Origin of the sequence: Nostoc sp. (assembly GCF_036917435.1) — a bacterium.
In the GTDB taxonomy this organism is placed as follows: domain Bacteria; phylum Cyanobacteriota; class Cyanobacteriia; order Cyanobacteriales; family Nostocaceae; genus Nostoc.
Map to the genome: position 1 here is coordinate 133,814 of NZ_JBALDM010000042.1, position 17,283 is coordinate 151,096.

A 17,283-nucleotide genomic window follows, 5' to 3' on the forward strand; every position below is an offset into this window, starting at 1 on the left:
AAAAGTTCTAGTGCTAGACCGACCTGTATCTGAATTCTCAAAACCTACCAGGTGCTTACCTAATCAGCGCTGGCAAATTTATCCACAAAAACCAGAATTTGCCCAAAAACTGGCGGCTTTGATTAATGTTTCACCGATTATTAGCCAGTTGTTGATTAATCGGGGGATCGAAACACCAGAACAGGCACAAGCATTTTTAAATCCAGAGTCTTTAGTCTTACCTTCGCCTTTAGAAGATTTCCCAGACTTGGCGATTAGTTTGGAGTTGTTGCAAAATGCGATCGCCTCTCAAACAAAAATTGCTATTTGTGGTGACTACGATGCTGATGGGATGACCAGCACTGCTCTACTTTTGCGTAGTCTCCGCACTTTGGGCGCACTGGTAGATTATGCTATTCCTAGCCGGATGCATGAAGGTTACGGTATCAACAAACGCATAGTTGAAGAATTCCACAGCGAAGGTGTAGGATTAATTCTCACTGTTGATAATGGCATCTCTGCGTTTGAACCAGTCGCCAGAGCTAGAGAACTTGGTTTAGCAGTGATTATCACCGATCACCACGATATCCCCCAAAAATTACCGCCAGCTAATGCTATCCTCAACCCTAAGCTAATAGCAGAATCTTCACCTTATCGGGGTGTTGCTGGTGTTGGTGTTGCCTACATTTTGGCGGTGTCTCTCGCACAACAGCTAGGGGAGACTAAAGGCTTAATCCAGCCGATGCTAGCACTGTTTACGCTGGGAACGATCGCAGATTTAGCCCCCTTAACTGGTGTAAATCGTCGTTGGGTAAAGCGCGGGTTACAGCATTTACCCAAATCTAATTTAGCTGGAATACAAGCGTTAATTCAGGTAGGTGGCGTGCAAGCGAGGGGAGAGGGAGCAGGGGAGGAAATTTCTAATCCAAAATCCAAAATCCAAAATCCAAAATCGTTAAAGCCTGAAGATATTGGGTTTCGCCTGGGGCCGCGAATTAATGCTATCGGTCGAATTGGTAATCCCCAAACTGTGATTGAACTGCTGACTACAGATGATATGGGGGTGGCGCTGGAAAGGGCAATGCAATGCGAACAAATCAACGCTTCTCGCCAGGAGATGTGTCAGCAAATTGAACAAGAAGCGATCGCTTATGTAGAAGCAGAATTTGTTACATCTCTACAACAAGACCGTGTATTAATTGTTGTTCAACCCAATTGGCATCACGGTGTTATTGGGATTGTCGCCTCCCGCCTGGTGGAACGCTACGGTGTTCCCGTGTTTATCGGTACTTATGAGGATGACGAACATATACGCGGTTCAGCACGCTCAATTCCAGAGTTTAATGTATTTGAAGCTTTGGAATATTGTCACGATTTACTAGGCAAATTTGGCGGACACAAAGCCGCCGGGGGATTCTCTCTACCAGCAGAAAATTTACAGGTGTTGCGATCGCGTTTGATTGAGTTTGCTAACCAGTGTCTTGAACCCCAGCATCTCAAACCTCTGCTCAAAATTGATGCCGAAGTCAACCTCGATCAGATCAATCAGGAGCTTTACCAACAGCTTAACGCTCTACACCCCTGCGGTATGGATAACCCAGATCCAGTTTTTTGGACACCTAATGTTCAAGTGGTTGAGCAAAAAATCGTTGGTAAGGGTCACATTAAACTGACAATTGCCCAGACTATTGATAATCAGGATTATAGAATTAAAGCGATCGCTTGGCGTTGGGGCGACTACTTCCGCTTACCGCCGCGAGTGGATGTAGCTTACAAACTGCGAGAAAATTATTTTAACGGTAAAACCACCATTGAACTAGAGTTAATCGGTGTCAGATTACCAATTCAGATTCAACAATTTTTTGCATCGCCACCTATTCCATCAAGCACCACCTTTGAGTACAATCAACGACACTATACTTGTGGTTTCTATAAAAATGGTATTGAAGCAGAATTAAGAATTAAAAACCCTGAAGGCAATGTGTTAGTCATGCAACCAGGACATATAATCGGTTTACTAGGCATTAATCGTCAAAATGCTAAAGAGGTTGATATTTCTCAGCCACAGTATGACACTATTATTCAAGCTGCACTTCAGGCGTTATCAGTTAGGAGTTAACTTATAACTATGAGTGCTGATTTATGAGTTATGAGTTGAGAATAAAATTTAATTCCTCACTCCTAACTCTCAATCAGCACTCATAAATCTTATAGGTTGCCGTTGCGAAATGCCAACAAAAAGATTACTACTGGCCCAGCAATTACAATTAGCGCTATGGACAGCAATTGGAAAATAACTTCCCAATTGATACTGGTAAAAGCGTTAAACAAGTCAGATACAGCGTCAAACATTTTTCCCTTTCTCCTCCCAATTGTCTTAAAAAAATTCAATAACTTAATTACAAAACCCGCAATCGATCATATCTGGCTATGGTCTACTGGATTTAATTTACTTAACAAAATTATAAGAAAAGACATAAAAAAGTAAAATAGGGAATTGGGCATTGGTTATTAATTCTTCTTACCCATGCCCAATTCCCCATACCCAATGCCCCATGCCCAATTCCCAATTCCCAAATTAAAAATGTCAACTTGGCAATGTATAAAGCAATGTGGAGCCTGCTGTAATCTCGATCCAGCAGATCGTCCAGATTTGGATGAGTATCTCTCTCCGCCAGAACTAGAACTCTACCTCAGCATGGTAGGCGAAGGGGGATGGTGCGTTAATTTTGACCATACCACGCGAGAATGTCGCATCTACTCAGATCGTCCTCGTTTCTGCCGCGTCGAATCAGAAGTTTTTCAAGATATGTATGGGGTTGAACCCGAAGAAGTCAACGATTTTGCTATTGATTGCTGTCGCCAGCAAATAGAAGGAGTATACGGCGATCGCAGCTTAGAAATATTACGCTTCGATAAAGCTATTGGGTTGTGAGGAGGATGCAAGTAAATTTTTTGTATCTACTTATGTAGTTGCAATTTATTACAACAATCTGAGAATATGATAGAAATATGAAAGAAATTTAGTAACCCAAACTACCGCTTGTGAAACTTGACTCTGCACCTTTGGAGATTTCTGGCATAGCTCAGACTGACATCGAGCTAGAACTGGAAGATAGCACTGATTTTAACTTAACTCCTGCGATCGCCCAGCCAGTTCAGCCTGTAGTTGCCGATAGTCCTCAAAAGCAGCAATCAGTATTAGTAGTTTTTGGTACAACTTTTGTAACCATTTTTCTAGCAGAAATTGGGGATAAGACTCAGTTATCCACCTTGTTAATGAGTGCAGAATCTCATTCGCCTTGGGTGGTATTTGTCGGCTCGGCGGCAGCTTTGATAACCACCAGCTTATTAGGCGTACTTTTAGGTAGTTGGATAGCTAGCCGACTCAGCCCAAAAACTATAGAAAAATCAGCCGGTGTGATGTTGTTAGTGATTTCTCTAATGCTCTTTTGGGATGTATTTAAAGGTTAGAGACACGATTCATCGCGTCTGTACAATTTATTCTCCCTCATCTCCCCCACTCCCCACTCCCCCTTAATAATATGGATTGGCATCTTTTAGGACTGAGCTTTATCACAGTTTTTTTATCAGAATTGGGTGACAAAAGTCAGCTAGCAGCGATCGCACTTTCAGGGCGTTCTAATTCTCCACGCGCAGTATTTTTTGGTGCAGCAGGCGCATTGCTGTTGACAAGCCTGTTGGGGGCATTAGCAGGGGGAGCAGTAGCCGAATTATTACCTACACGTTTGTTAAAAGCGATCGCTGCTATTGGATTTGCCATCCTCGCTGCACGTCTACTGTTATTTAACAATGAACCATCGACGGATTCTGAACAAACACCATAACAAGACTTACGCAAAAAATAACCTAACCGCTTATTCTCAGGTAGGGGCAATTCATGAATTGCCCCTACCGCATTTAGTTTTGCGTAAGTCCTACATAAAATAAGTCAGAATACTCCATCCATGAAGGGATCGAATTATAACGCTATCTAACTCCAATTCATACTGAATTCTGACTCCTGACTCCTGAATTCTTCTTCACAAAACTTCCCAACCAGTTCCTTTGTAGCCGTATTGAAAAATTTCTGGATGTAAAATTTCTGCCAAGATTTCTAGAGAATCTACCAGTCTCGGCCCTGGACGATTAAAATAAGAATTGCCATCAGTAATGTACACCCTACCAGCTTGGTTAGCGTGCAGTTTTTCCCACTCTGGACGTTGAGTTAACAAATTCGCTTCTTTGCGAGTGCGATTTAAATCAAAGCCACAAGGCATAAAAACAATTACATCTGGATTAGTTATTAATAGTGTTTCCCACGGCAAGATAGGAGAAGGCTGACCTGTAGAACAAAATAAAGAATGTCCTCCTGCCAAGTTAACTAATTCAGGAATCCAATTAGCAGCGACCATCAAAGGATCAGTCCACTCAATACAGGCGACAGTAGGCTGTTCGTGTAAAGAAAGTCCTTGGATTCTATGCTGACAAATTTTTACACGAGCTTCTAAATTTTCTAAGACTTTTACCGAGTCTACCTTGAAGGTATTACCAACTCGCTCAATATCAGCCCAAACATCTTTAAGAATATTGGGTTGTAAAGAAATAATCTGGGGTTTACTGTCAATGAGTGTAGCAACTGCCTTTTCAACTTCGTGTAAGCTGACAGCACAAACATCGCACTGGTCTTGAGTGAGAATGTGGGTAGGCTGCAACTGATCTAAAACATCTGTTTTGATTTCGTAAATACTGAGAGCAGATTGCAATAAATTGTTCACATCATTGTGAATTTGGCCGCTGGAGGCATCGGAATTTAAACGTGCTTGGGTACAAATGGGGCGATTGAGGATTTCTGGAGGGTAATCGCATTCGTGCGATCGCCCCACAATAGCATTAACTAAACCTAGTGACGCTAAAATCTCTGTTCCACCGGGAATTAGAGAAACAATTCTCACATTACTATCGGTCATCGCTCCACCTCCATAAAAGCTCGCGTTACCTTAATATTCGCAAAATTTGAATCATTAAGTATCTTTCTCTAGGAGAATCAACAGTATTTTGGTAGTCATACTTATTATCTGTGAGATGACTCCAGAACTTGAGGTTAAACCAAGTCAGAATAAGTTTGATTTTGTGCGAGCTTGATGGTATAATTACGTAGTAAGAAAATTATTTCAAATGCTAATTATCCCCTAGCAAAAATCACTAAATTGAAGTATTAGAAGTTATGATAGCAATCCTATTTGATTTATGAGGCTTGAAAGTCACAGAACCTTTATTTTTCAAAGAAGTCCGGCATCTTTCCGAAAGGAAAGATTTAGTATTGCTATAGCAAAATCTAGTTTAGAACTCATTATTCAGAATGAAAATATTTGATTGTAAAGAATAAACTTTCCGGTTATGAAAAGCACCATGTAGTAATTGTAGTTATACAAAGATACTTCTACTTTTTACGTAGAACTGTAAAGCAAAATTATTTCTTCTTGAGGTCAAGTAATGCAGGTGGTGTCAGCTAGAGATATTACAGAGCAAAAGCAGTCCCAAAAGGCTTTACAAATCAGAGAAAATAGTCGGCGAAAACAAAGCCAGACGCTAGTACGGTTGGCCAGAAGCAAGACATTTCAACAAGGTAATCTCAATGCAGTATTAAGAGAGATTGCAGAAACTGCTGCTCAGACACTCTTAGTAAAGCGAGTTGGGGTGTGGTTATATAATCAAGAACGTTCAAAAATTGAATGTATCAATTTATATGATACAAGTACCAAGGAGCATAGCTTTGGTAACTCGCTTTCACAAGAAAATTATCCAGCTTATTTCCAGGCTTTAGAAGAGGAACGCACCATTGCCGTAGATGATGCCAGAAACGATATAAGAACCCAAGAATTATCCGAGTCTTATCTTTCTGTTTTGGGCATCACATCCGTGCTGGATGCACCGATTTGGCTTGAGGGTCGTTTAGTAGGTGTTGTGTGTCACGAACACATTGGTGATATTCGCCAATGGACTTTAGAAGAAGAAACTTTTGCTGGCTCAATTGCAGATTTTGTTACCCTGGCTATAGAAGCAAACGAGCGAAATATCGTGCAGGAAGCACTGCGACAAAGTGAGGCGCAATTCCGAGCGATTTTTGAGCGTTCTTCTATCGGTATTGGACTTATAGATATGAAAGCAAAGATAGTCGATGCCAATCCGGTACTATGCGATATTTTAGGATATGACCGAGAAGAACTATATGACAAGACCTTTACAGATTACATTTCGATAGAAAAGGGAGATTTAAAACTTTACAAACAACTGGTGTCAGGAATTCGTACAAATCTAGGGACAACTTCAAGGTTTGGATTCCAACTCTCCAAACATCAGGAACAGTTTGTGGAAAGGCATCGCATTGAAATGGAAAGACGCTGCCTACACCAAAGTGGTAGTTTAGTTTGGACTCACATCTCTGTTTCTGTTATACCAGACAGCAATGGTGAACCTGAGTTTTTTCTAGCGATGATTGAGGATATTACTGAACGCAAGGAAACAGAGTTGAAACTGCGTGCTTCTCAAGAAGCAGCAGAAGCTGCTAGTCGGGCAAAAAGTGAATTTTTAACAACTATGAGTCACGAACTGCGAACGCCTCTAAATGCGATTATGGGTTTGTCACAGTTGCTGCAACAAGAAATAGTTGGCTCTCTCAATGAAAAGCAGAATGAATATGTAAGTTGTATATATAGTAGTGGTGAGCATTTGTTGGCACTGATTAACGATATTCTTGATTTATCTAAGGTAGAAGCAGGTAAAGAGGAATTATTCTTGTCACCTTTGCCAGTGGTAGATTTATGTAATTATGCCATCTGGACAGTGCGCGATCGCGCCTCAGAAAAGGGTTTACAACTCACCTGTAAAATTGATCTACAAGAGAATATTTGTATTGTTGATGAGCGGCGCATCAAGCAAATGTTACTCAATCTGCTTATCAACGCCATTAAATTTACCCCAGCCGGGAACGTATCCCTAATAGTGAAAAAAGTACCGCAAGGAATAACTTTCACAGTTTCAGATACTGGAATTGGTATAGACTCAAGTCAGTTTCAATTTCTATTTCAACCGTTTAAACAGCTTGACAGTCGCTTAAATCGGCAGTATGAAGGCACTGGTTTGGGGTTAGCTTTAACACGCAAATTAGCACGTTTGCATGGTGGAGATGTGACTTTTACATCGACTTTGGGAAAGGGTAGTCAGTTCACTATTTTTCTACCAAATCCAGTCCTCTCCTCAGTAGGGGAGGATGAATGAGATGATTAAGCTTCCCCGCATTTAACTTGCATAAACTGGGCGGGCAAGATGCCCACCCCACAAGAGTTTGATTTAATTTGATTATGCGACTTAAATGTTTTTCAGTTTATAATCCCTACTAACTCTTGTAGTTTAATCTGCCCCTTCAATTGGTGCAAAACCTTGGCGCTGAATATTTTCTGTTACCGCGCGTGGTTCTAGGAATTGCAGGAGGTAATCAGGGCCTCCGGCTTTAGAACCCACTCCAGAAAGTTTGAATCCACCAAAGGGTTGCCGCCCAACGATCGCTCCGGTAATATTGCGATTGATGTACAAATTCCCAACTTCAAATTCTGTCTGCGCCTGCTGAATGTGCGAAGGTGTTCTAGAATAAAGTCCTCCAGTTAAGGCGTAGTTTGTCCCGTTGGCGACTGCTAAGGCTTCCTGGAAATCTTTTACTCGAATTACCGCCAGCACAGGGCCAAAAATTTCTTGCTGGGAAATTACCGCATTTGGTGAGACTTCACTAAAAATTACAGGGCCGATAAAATATCCTTGTTCAGGTGCTGGTAACTCTAAAGCTAATTGTGCTTCTGCCTTACCCTTCTCAATATACTCGCGGATGCGATCGCGGGCATTAGCATCAATCACTGGCCCAACTTGGGTACTAGGTAACTCTGCTTCCCCAATGTTCAAGGATTTTGTCGCTTCTACCAACCGTTGCACAAAGGCTTCATAAATCGGTTCCAGCACAATCACCCTAGAAGCAGCAGAACATTTTTGTCCGCTATAACCAAATGCTGATTGCACTACCCCAACAACAGCTTGGTCTAAATCAGCACTTTCATCGACAATAATCGCATTCTTGCCACCCATTTCAGCAATCACCCGTTTCAGATGCTTTTGCCCAGGTTTCAATATTGCCGCTTCTGCGTAAATTCGACAGCCAACTTCTTGAGAACCTGTAAAAGCAATTACATGAGTATCTGGATGATTTACCAAATAAGCGCCAACTTGTGAACCCCTACCCGGTACGTATTGAAATACACCTTTGGGAAAACCAGCTTCTATCAAGATTTCTGTGAGTTTTGCTGTAATTACAGAAGATGTTTCAGCAGGTTTAAGGAGAGTGCAATTGCCTGAAACTAAAGCTGCAACAGTCATTCCACAAGCGATCGCTAGCGGAAAATTCCAGGGAGAAATTACTACAACAATTCCCCGTGGATAGTAGATATAACGATTAGTTTCTCCAGCTAGGTCATAATTGACACCTTTATCTAGCCGTTCTATCTCATCAGCGTAGTATCGGCAAAAGTCTATCGCTTCCGAAACCTCTCCATCAGCTTCCTTAACTGGTTTCCCAACTTCCAAAACTATCCAAGCTGAAAGTTCGGCGCGGCGTTCTTCCATCAAATTACCCGCTTTCCGCAAAATATCAGCGCGTTGTTTCGCGGGTGTTTTCCTCCACCCAGGAAACGCTGCTTTGGCTGCTTGCATCGCCTGTTCAGCTTGTTCAACACTAATCAACCCAACTTTACCAACTACCTCACTAAAATTAGAAGGGTTGAGAGAATCAACAAATTCCGGCGGATTCACATATTCCCCATTAATCAACGGCAAATAAGTTTTACCCAATTGTTGACGAACCCTTTGGAAAGCTTTCGCCGCTTTCGTTCTTATCTCTTCCACCGCATAATCTGTATCAGCAGCACCAAGGAAATGAGAGTCAATAGTTAAAGATTTCTTCTCTTCTTTGACAATTGGCGGTGCTAATAACTCTTCAATTGGTCGATTTTCGAGATTTTGGCGTAAAAAAGAACTATTAGCTGTATTTTCCAACAAACGGCGAATTAAATACGCCATCCCCGGCAACAATTCACCGTAGGGACAGTAAACTCTAACTCGATAACCCTTGTCAACCAAAGCTTTTGCAACTTTATCACCCATACCATAGAGGACTTGTAATTCAAAGCGACGGCGGGGGACATTTAAACTTTCAGCTATGGCAATGGCGCGAGAGTGCGATCGCACATTATGGCTACCAATGGCAGAATACACATATTGGTGATTTTCTAGCAATAACTGAGTGATGGTTTCAAAGTTAGCATCAGTTGCCGCTTTGTCGTTATAAACTGGCTGTTGCCAATGCTTCTGGGCTGCCTTGATAGTTTCTTGATCCCAATATGCGCCTTTCACCAAGCGGATTGTCAAAGGATAACCACGTTCTTTCAACCAAGAAATTACGTTTTTAGCATCTTGCTCACTATCACGCAGATATGCTTGAATTGTCATGCCAATATCTGTGCGTTGCCGAAATTCTGCTTCTAGTAAGAGTTTTTTCAGGATGCTGAGAGTTATATCCTTATAAGCATACTGTTCCATATCAAAATGCACAGCTGCGCCCAACTCTTTAGCACGACGTAAAAGAGTACGAATGCGATCGCTAACTCGCTCTTCACTACCCTTAGCATCTAAGGGATCAAATTGGGAATAAAACGCCGTTAATTTAACAGAAACCTGAACTTTTGGGATTGCTTCGCCATCAGCCTCATCAATAGCCGGGATAGTTGCCCAATTCTTCGATGCTTCCACCAATTGTTGCATTAATTCTAGATAGCGTTCTAGATAAGACTGCGCTTCGGGTTCGGTAATCACCGCTTCACCAAGTAAATCAATGGTGAAAGCCATTTTTTCTTTTCGCAGTCGTTCAACTGTTTTGATGACTTGTTTAATATTTTCCCCAGAAATATATTTATGGGCAAGAGTCTCAACCGCAGTACCAACGGTTGTAGCAGCAACTTGTCCGGGCATAGAGTCGGGGTTAGCAAAATTTAGCATTCCCTTCAAAGCTGCCGGTAATTCTACAGACTCATCGCCTAAATATTCTTGTAAATGTGAGGCAATTTCTGATTTACTGTGTAAAGCAGGTAGTGTATCTATAAAGCGAAATAGTTGCACCCGCAAGCCAGGATTACTCATTGCCCAAGCTAGTAATTTATCATCCCAGCGCATTTGATCCCGTAGGGAAGACAAAAACGAACGATTTTCCTGGGTTGCTGCTAGAAGTTGTTTAGCAATTTCTTGGGTTTTAGCTTCGTAGGTGCTTGTTTGTACTTGTAATACCACTGATAATAAACTCCATTAATCTAGGCAAGGCTTTTTGTATAAAGCCTGTGTCTTCTATTTTGACTCTTTCATTTGGCTGTCACCAGGATGCTGAATTGTTAATTTGTAATTTATTTGTTGTGGATTTTGCGTAGGCGTAGCCCGCCCCACAATTTCAATCATAAAAGAACACCGGGAAACTCTACGATAAATGCTAAAACAGTTTGTAACTAATTGGTTCACCGTTCAGAAACTCACCAAAAACTGCTAGCGTCAAACAAAGGATAAAATATCGTTGTGGACTTTCGAGCTTGAAAACCCGTTCTAATTACTGGCAACTACTGCCTTATATCCGCCTCCAGTGGAAAACCATTGCCAAGGGACTTATTGGGATCTTGGGATATGTGCTGGCGACATTAGTATTGATAAATCTTGCCGGGAAATTGGCAATTCCCTTTGCACAAGGTAATGTAGTAGCGATCGCTCAAATAACTGGTAGTTGTGCTTTAGTCTTTCTTGTAAGAGGCTTGTTTCAGTCTATACAAGATATGTACATGGCGAAAGCTTCTTTGAGAGTTGCTTTTTATCTCCGCCAGCAAGTCTACGCCCATCTTCAAAAGCTAAATCTCAGCTTTTTTGAAACCGCAAAAGCAGGTGATTTATCTTACCGCCTCACCGAAGATGTTGACCGGGTTGGCGAAGTGGTAAATAAAGGATTTCACGACTTTATCCCCTGCATTTTGCAGTTGTTGGCAATTCCGATTTACATGATTTACCTGAATTGGCAACTGACATTAGCAACAATCATAGTTGCGCCCCTGATGGGTATTTTAGTTGGCTGGTTTGGCGAACGGTTACGCAAGTATTCCTTAAAAAGTCAAAATCGCGTGTCGGGTTTATCAGCCATCCTCGCGGAAGTTTTCAACGGTATCCGGTTGGTACAAGCTTTTGCTGCCGAAAATTACGAAATCGCCCGCTTTGGCTATGAAGCAGAACGCAGTCTCAATGCCAAATACTCAGCCGAACGCCTGAAAGCAATTCAAATTCCAATTGTGGGATTTCTGGAAGCCTTAAGTGCGTTATCGTTATTGATTGTGGGAGCGTGGCAAATTTCCCAAAATAACTTGACAGTGGCGAATTTTTTCAGTTATTTGGCGGCGGCGGCGCTGTTAATCGATCCTATTGGTCATACTACTAATAATTACAACGAATTTAAGCAGGGTGAAGCATCAGTTGACCGCGTTTTTGAATTGATGGCAATTCAGCCGACGGTAATCGAAAAGATAAATGCGATCGCTCTGCCTCCAGTCAATGGCAAGGTAGAATATCGCCATATTTCCTTTGCCTATAAGCCAGGTGAACCCGTATTAAAAGATATCAGTTTATTGGTATCGCCAGGTGAAGCGATCGCTCTTGTGGGTGCTTCTGGTGCTGGTAAAACCACCTTTGTCAACCTTCTCCCCCGTTTTTACGACCCCGAAGTTGGTCAAATATTTATTGACGATGTTGATATTCGGGATGTGAAACTGCATAGTCTGCGGCGACAAATTGGGATTGTTCCTCAAGAAACCATCATGTTTTCGGGGACAATTGCCCAAAATATCGCCTTTGGACAAAAAGTTTTTGACATGGAAGTAGTGAAAGAGGCGGCGAAAATTGCTAATGCCCATCAGTTTATTAGCCAACTGCCAGATGGTTATCAGACTTGGGTGGGCGAACGTGGAGTAAACTTATCAGGAGGACAAAGACAAAGAATTGCGATCGCTCGTGCTGTTCTCCTCAATCCCCAAATCTTGATTCTTGACGAGGCGACATCAGCATTAGATTCCGAATCAGAAGCACTGGTACAGGAAGCGCTAGAAAGACTAATGCAAAAACGCACAGTATTTATTATTGCCCATCGTTTATCAACCGTGAGAAGGTGCGATCGGATTTTAGTTCTCGAACAGGGACAAATTGTCGAATCGGGAACCCATGAAGAATTATTAGCCCTACAACATCGCTACGCGCGGTTTTATGCCCAGCAATTTAGTTAGAAGTAGAGAAGACACAGAGGGTTAAGGAAAAGTAGAACTGAAAACTTATCAATACCTAAACTTAATAATTTGAAAATTTTGTATCAGAATTATTCCTCTTTCCTCTCTCTGCATCCTACTGGCGTGACAAGCCTAAATTGGTGCAATAGAAAATTTTTATAATTACTCTTTAGCAATGAATAAACTAGAAATCTAATGCACTATTTTAAGCTTGACACGCCACTACGGTGTACACACAAATAATTTAATTACCCCAAACCCCATTTTGTAGGGTGTGTTATGCCGAAGGCTAACGCACCATCCTAGTACTAGTCTGTCAAGAAAGAATTTAGGGATAAAGGCGCTTCAATGTGATTCGTGCATCTACGGTAGTAAATTGCCAATCAACAGTGCGTGACAAATTATTTCTGCGTTTTTCCCAAGCTACAATCTCAGTTTTTAAACTAGCTTGATCAGGAATTTTGCCAAGCTTACTTCTTTAGGACGTATTCATCCCGTTTCTACAGGCATTGAACCCTCCGAAATTGGCTGAGGTATTGATAATCTTGACGTTTTTCCTATTCGTACAACAACGCCATTTTTGATTGCATTATCAGATTATTTAAACATTAATAAAACCTTAACTTTACTAATACTTAAAAAAACTATGCAGAAAATTATTACCTAAAGTTGAAATTCCCTAACTCGGAAAGCCTTGTAAAAATAAGAATTAACAATTATTGATAATCTGTGTGATTGCTCAAACGGGGTAAAATCCTTCTGAATTTATTTTTGCGACATCAGAAGTGATTATAAAGATTTGGTGAAGCAAGATTCAATCTACTTGCGTTGCTTACGCTGTTATTGATTTAATCAAACTCATGCTTCCGAATAATCGGCAAAATCACGTAAGACCCACTGTAAGCATTTCCTATCGTGCATATTTGTAATCAATACCTGTGAATGGATTTCGCTTCTATCTCTTCAATGCTCTCAGTGGGGTGATTCTGGGAGTCTTTAATGCTTGGCGAGAGCCATTGGCAAAAGAAGTAGCCCTTGAATTCCGGGTTTTTACAGGTTTTTGAAATCATAAGCCATTTTTCCAATTTAGTTACACACAATGAAGAAAACGCTTTCTGGGGTGTTAACCGCGACGATTGTTAGCAACACCCTGATTCCTGGTGTCCAAGCAATCAGTCCCGGAAATACAACTGCCCGCTTTAGTCATGTTCTGATTATTTCGATTGATGGATTGCACAACTCGGATCTATCAGTTTCTAATCTGCAATCTTCTTTGAAAAATATCAAGCGTTTGCAGAGAGTTGGTGTAACATACACCAATGCTTTTGCTTCTGCACCATCAGATTCCTTTCCTGGGGAGCTAAACTATATCACTGGTGCTAACCCCGGCACGACAGGGGTATTTTATGATAAATCCTACAGTCGCGCCTTGTATGCCCCAGGCACTACTGCTGCCCAAATCACCGCAGGCACTGCCAAACCCGGTACTGTCATAGAATTTGCTGAAAACGTTGATGCATCTTGGAATAATGGTAAGGGTGGTACCTTAGATGGCGGTCAGGGATTTGATCAAACCCAATTGCCAGTTGATAGCAATGGCAACCCTGTTTACCCCAACCAGTACCTGAAAGTAAATACCATTTTTGACGTAGCTAGTGCGGCTGGACTACGTACTGCTTGGTCTGACAAGCATCCCGCAGCTTACACCATCCTCGCTGGAAATACACAAGACCCAACGAAGTTTAATTTCGCAACGGGTCAAGTCGGTAGCATTAGTGATTACTCTTCACTAGAAATTAACGCGGCAGTGGCAATTGATCCAACTAAGCCAGGACTTCTCCCAAGCACCCTTGGGGCTTTAGTCGATCAATCAACAGGTACTCCTTACTCCAACACCAATTCTCAAATCACGTCTACTTTCTTTAATGATGGGACAAAGGGTAATCCGGCTCTGTTTAAAACTCCACCTGCTGGTTTTAGCGCCAACCAGTTCACAAGTGTAGCAACAACCTCAGCCTACGACGATCTCAAGGTTAAGCAGATATTAAACGAGATTGATGGATTGAACGATTCTGGTACGATAAAAGTAGGTACTCCGGCAATTTTTGGCTTGAATTTCCAAGCTGTGAGCGTCGGCGAGAAAGAGACTGCCTCTCAATTTAATGGTGGCGGGATTGACTTTAACGGTAATGCCCGTCCTGATCTGGTAAGTGCAGTAGCCCATACTGATGCGAGCATCGGTCTGATTTTGAATGAACTGAAAAAGAAAAGATTAGACAGTTCAACTTTGGTGATTTTAACCGCCAAGCACGGGCAAAATCCTGTTCAAGATCCGACTGTTGGTTTGAGTAGTACGTTTGATAGTGTTACTGGCGTTGCTGGTGGCGATGGAAACCTGACTGCTTTTGCTGCTCTGTTAGTAAAAAACGGCATCCAGATTGCTTCTGAGGTAGGTCAAGATACTTCATCGCTGATCTTTTTGAAAAATCCATCTGATGTCCGAAAAGCAGTAGCCTTGCTGAAATCCAAAAATTACTCATTTGATACTGCTGCTGATCAAGTAAGCGATCCTACAGGAAATACTTTATTTTCAACTGAGGATGCAGCTGCTCAGGGAAAGGTATTGTATGGTCAGAGCATCATCAATGCCGGATTGGGAGATCCAAGGACAAGCGATCGCACCCCTGACATTATTGTTCCACTCAAAACTGGCTATTTCTTTGGTAATGCTACCAAGAAGCGTGCAGAGCATGGTGGATTTACTGATGCTGACACCCACGTAGCCCTAATTGTCGGTAGCACTGGATTTTCCCGTAATTTCCAAGGTACAACTATCACTCAAACCGTTTCTACCACCCAAATTGCTCCAACTACATTACAGGTTCTGGGTTTAAATCCTCAACAACTTCAAGGTGTTCAGATTGATAGAACCCAGACTTTACCACTGGACTGTAGGAACTTGCAAATAGAAAAATACCGAATAGATAAAGACCGTAGGGAGTACGAGGAATAAAAAAAACCAAATGAATAAACTGATGTGTTAAATACCACATCAGTTTCTAGTAATTCCTGCGCTTAGAGCGAATCGGTGTAGCGCAAAGATAACAAAACTTGTATCTTCTCTGAAGTTGTGTTATGAAAACTCGCAAAGTCTTACAAAATACAAAAATCTTTACTATGAAGCTTGTCGTTAAATGCGTAATTTCTACATCAATAGCATCAAATGCTACTGTCGGAAATCAATCTTTAGCGTTTAATCATCAGTAATCTTTAAAAAATAGAAAAAATAATGTTAAGTATCCCTATTAAATTAAATTTACCTCGTATACCCAATTTAATAACTTCCTTACCTGGGCCTCGCGCTCAAGCGATTGTACAACGCGATCGCGCCGTCACTTCTCCTTCTTATACCCGCGATTACCCGTTAGTTGTATCTCGCGGTCAGGGCTGTATGGTAGAAGATGTGGATGGCAATGTATTTCTGGATATGACCGCAGGTATAGCCGTTACTGCCACCGGACACGCCCACCCGGAAGTAGTCAAAGCGATTAAAGAACAGTCGGCGCGGCTGCTGCACATGTCAGGGACAGATTTTTATTATGAACCGATGGTGGAATTAGCCGAACAATTAGCGATTCGCGCCCCTTTTCCTCAACCACAGAGTAACAATGCATTTCCGGCAAAAATATTTTTCACCAATTCCGGGGCAGAATCTAACGAAGGAGCGATTAAACTAGCTCGATATTACACTAAGCGATCGCTAATTGTGGCTTTCTTAGGTGCATTTCACGGACGCACTTATGGCGCAATGTCTCTCACGGGTTCCAAAGCAGTGCAGCGAGAGAATTTTGGCCCTTTAGTTCCTGGGGTAACTCATATTCCCTACGGCACTCACGCCAGCTTAGATTATTTAGAACAACAGTTATTTGGGACAATTTTACCACCGCAAGAAGTAGCTGCGATCGTAGTTGAGCCGATTCAGGGAGAGGGTGGATATATCGTACCAGAGGATGGTTTTTTAAAACGGATTCGGGAGATTTGCGATCGCCACGGTATTCTGATGGTAGTGGATGAAGTACAAGCGGGAATGGGGCGGACTGGTCGCTTATTTGCGATCGAGCATTGGGGTGTGATGCCTGATATTATTACCACTGCTAAAGGTATCGCCAGTGGTCTACCATTAGGAGCGATACTTGCCAGACCAGAGTTAATGACATGGCCTCCAGGTTCTCACGCTACCACATTTGGCGGTAATCCCGTTGCTTGTGCTGCCGGTATTGCCACACTGCGACTGCTAGAAAGTGGTTTGATGGCTAATGCTACCCAGATGGGAGAATTCTTACAAGCTAGTCTTACCCAGTTGCATCAAAAATTTCCCAGAGTATCGTTACCACGAGGTAAAGGTTTGATGGTTGCGGTGGATTTATTAGATCAACAAGGTAATCTAGATCGTGAATTACGCGATCGCATTATCCAAGAAGCATTTTTACGCGGTTTATTATTACTAGGTTGCGGTAAAGCAGCAATTCGTTTCTGTCCCCCTCTAGTTATCGACAGCGACCAAATTCAGATAGCCCTTCAGATTATTAGCGAAATTTTAAGTTCTTAAAAGATGAGATTAAAAAGTAAAAAGATAATCCCCATAAATAAATCTAGGGGATTTAAAAAGGATGCATAAACAAGTAAAAAGATAAAAGTAAAAAGAAAGATAAATTCAATATTTCTTTTGCCTTTCTACTTTTTACTTTTGCCTTGTACGGATGCCTTGTTTCACAGCATGTCGTGTCGCACTTCGTGCCGCTACGCTAACGAAACAAATCTTTATTTCCTTTTCCATAAATAAATTCCGGGGCTTCAAACCGATTTTATTCCTCTTTCTTTTTACTTTTTACTTTTTATTTTT

The 17,283-nt window shown here is 41.7% G+C and carries 12 protein-coding genes; 9 read left to right on the forward strand and 3 right to left on the reverse strand.

Features of this window, described 5'->3' with window-relative positions:
* Positions 1-10: 10 nt before the first annotated feature.
* A complete protein-coding gene (recJ, locus tag V7K98_RS20735; protein ID WP_335025190.1) occupies positions 11-2,098 on the forward strand; it encodes a single-stranded-DNA-specific exonuclease RecJ in 2,088 nt (695 codons plus the stop codon).
* Between the two features lie 89 nt (positions 2,099-2,187).
* Here recJ and psb30 read toward each other — a convergent pair whose 3' ends face one another.
* Positions 2,188-2,331, reverse strand: a complete 144-nt coding sequence (psb30, locus tag V7K98_RS20740) for a photosystem II reaction center protein Ycf12/Psb30 (RefSeq protein WP_335025192.1) — start codon at positions 2,329-2,331, stop codon at positions 2,188-2,190.
* 232 nt (positions 2,332-2,563) lie between these two features.
* On the opposite strand from psb30, the gene V7K98_RS20745 reads away from it, so the two are divergent.
* The 3 genes from V7K98_RS20745 (at position 2,564) to V7K98_RS20755 (ending at position 3,827) form a co-directional block, all read left to right on the forward strand.
* Positions 2,564-2,914 (forward strand): YkgJ family cysteine cluster protein, encoded by a 351-nt coding sequence (locus tag V7K98_RS20745; protein ID WP_335025355.1) that lies wholly within the window; start codon positions 2,564-2,566, stop codon positions 2,912-2,914.
* Between the two features lie 110 nt (positions 2,915-3,024).
* A complete protein-coding gene (locus V7K98_RS20750; RefSeq protein ID WP_335025194.1) occupies positions 3,025-3,453 on the forward strand; it encodes a TMEM165/GDT1 family protein in 429 nt (142 codons plus the stop codon).
* A 71-nt stretch (positions 3,454-3,524) separates the two neighbouring features.
* On the forward strand, positions 3,525-3,827 hold the full coding sequence (locus V7K98_RS20755) for a TMEM165/GDT1 family protein (RefSeq protein WP_335025196.1): 303 nt from the start codon (positions 3,525-3,527) through the stop codon (positions 3,825-3,827).
* A gap of 195 nt (positions 3,828-4,022) precedes the next feature.
* Here the strand turns inward: V7K98_RS20755 and V7K98_RS20760 are convergent, their stop codons facing one another.
* Positions 4,023-4,949: a cobalamin-binding protein gene (locus V7K98_RS20760; protein ID WP_335025199.1), complete on the reverse strand. Its 927-nt coding sequence runs from the start codon at positions 4,947-4,949 to the stop codon at positions 4,023-4,025.
* A gap of 526 nt (positions 4,950-5,475) precedes the next feature.
* Here V7K98_RS20760 and V7K98_RS20765 point away from each other — a divergent pair.
* On the forward strand, positions 5,476-7,260 hold the full coding sequence (locus tag V7K98_RS20765; protein WP_335025201.1) for a GAF domain-containing sensor histidine kinase: 1,785 nt from the start codon (positions 5,476-5,478) through the stop codon (positions 7,258-7,260).
* Positions 7,261-7,392: 132 nt separating this feature from the next.
* Here V7K98_RS20765 and pruA read toward each other — a convergent pair whose 3' ends face one another.
* Positions 7,393-10,365, reverse strand: a complete 2,973-nt coding sequence (gene pruA, locus V7K98_RS20770; RefSeq protein WP_335025203.1) for an L-glutamate gamma-semialdehyde dehydrogenase — start codon at positions 10,363-10,365, stop codon at positions 7,393-7,395.
* A gap of 290 nt (positions 10,366-10,655) precedes the next feature.
* On the opposite strand from pruA, the gene V7K98_RS20775 reads away from it, so the two are divergent.
* From V7K98_RS20775 to V7K98_RS20795, 4 genes are all read left to right on the forward strand, one after another.
* Positions 10,656-12,380: an ABC transporter ATP-binding protein gene (locus V7K98_RS20775; RefSeq protein WP_335025205.1), complete on the forward strand. Its 1,725-nt coding sequence runs from the start codon at positions 10,656-10,658 to the stop codon at positions 12,378-12,380.
* A gap of 938 nt (positions 12,381-13,318) precedes the next feature.
* A complete protein-coding gene (locus tag V7K98_RS20785) occupies positions 13,319-13,444 on the forward strand; it encodes a hypothetical protein (protein ID WP_335025207.1) in 126 nt (41 codons plus the stop codon).
* Positions 13,445-13,479: 35 nt separating this feature from the next.
* Positions 13,480-15,393, forward strand: coding sequence for an alkaline phosphatase family protein (locus V7K98_RS20790; RefSeq protein WP_335025209.1), 1,914 nt, complete (start codon positions 13,480-13,482; stop codon positions 15,391-15,393).
* A gap of 276 nt (positions 15,394-15,669) precedes the next feature.
* Positions 15,670-16,989, forward strand: coding sequence for an acetyl ornithine aminotransferase family protein (locus tag V7K98_RS20795; RefSeq protein WP_335025210.1), 1,320 nt, complete (start codon positions 15,670-15,672; stop codon positions 16,987-16,989).
* Positions 16,990-17,283: the final 294 nt, after the last annotated feature.

Excerpts from the sequence above, each read along its gene's own strand:
- psb30 (WP_335025192.1), bottom strand. The coding sequence starts at position 2,331 with ATGTTTGACGCTGTATCTGACTTGTTTAACGCTTTTACCAGTATCAAT.
- V7K98_RS20745 (WP_335025355.1), top strand. The coding sequence starts at position 2,564 with ATGTCAACTTGGCAATGTATAAAGCAATGTGGAGCCTGCTGTAATCTC.
- V7K98_RS20755 (WP_335025196.1), top strand. The coding sequence starts at position 3,525 with ATGGATTGGCATCTTTTAGGACTGAGCTTTATCACAGTTTTTTTATCA.
- V7K98_RS20760 (WP_335025199.1), bottom strand. The coding sequence starts at position 4,949 with ATGACCGATAGTAATGTGAGAATTGTTTCTCTAATTCCCGGTGGAACA.
- V7K98_RS20765 (WP_335025201.1), top strand. The coding sequence starts at position 5,476 with ATGCAGGTGGTGTCAGCTAGAGATATTACAGAGCAAAAGCAGTCCCAA.
- V7K98_RS20790 (WP_335025209.1), top strand. The coding sequence starts at position 13,480 with ATGAAGAAAACGCTTTCTGGGGTGTTAACCGCGACGATTGTTAGCAAC.
- V7K98_RS20795 (WP_335025210.1), top strand. The coding sequence starts at position 15,670 with ATGTTAAGTATCCCTATTAAATTAAATTTACCTCGTATACCCAATTTA.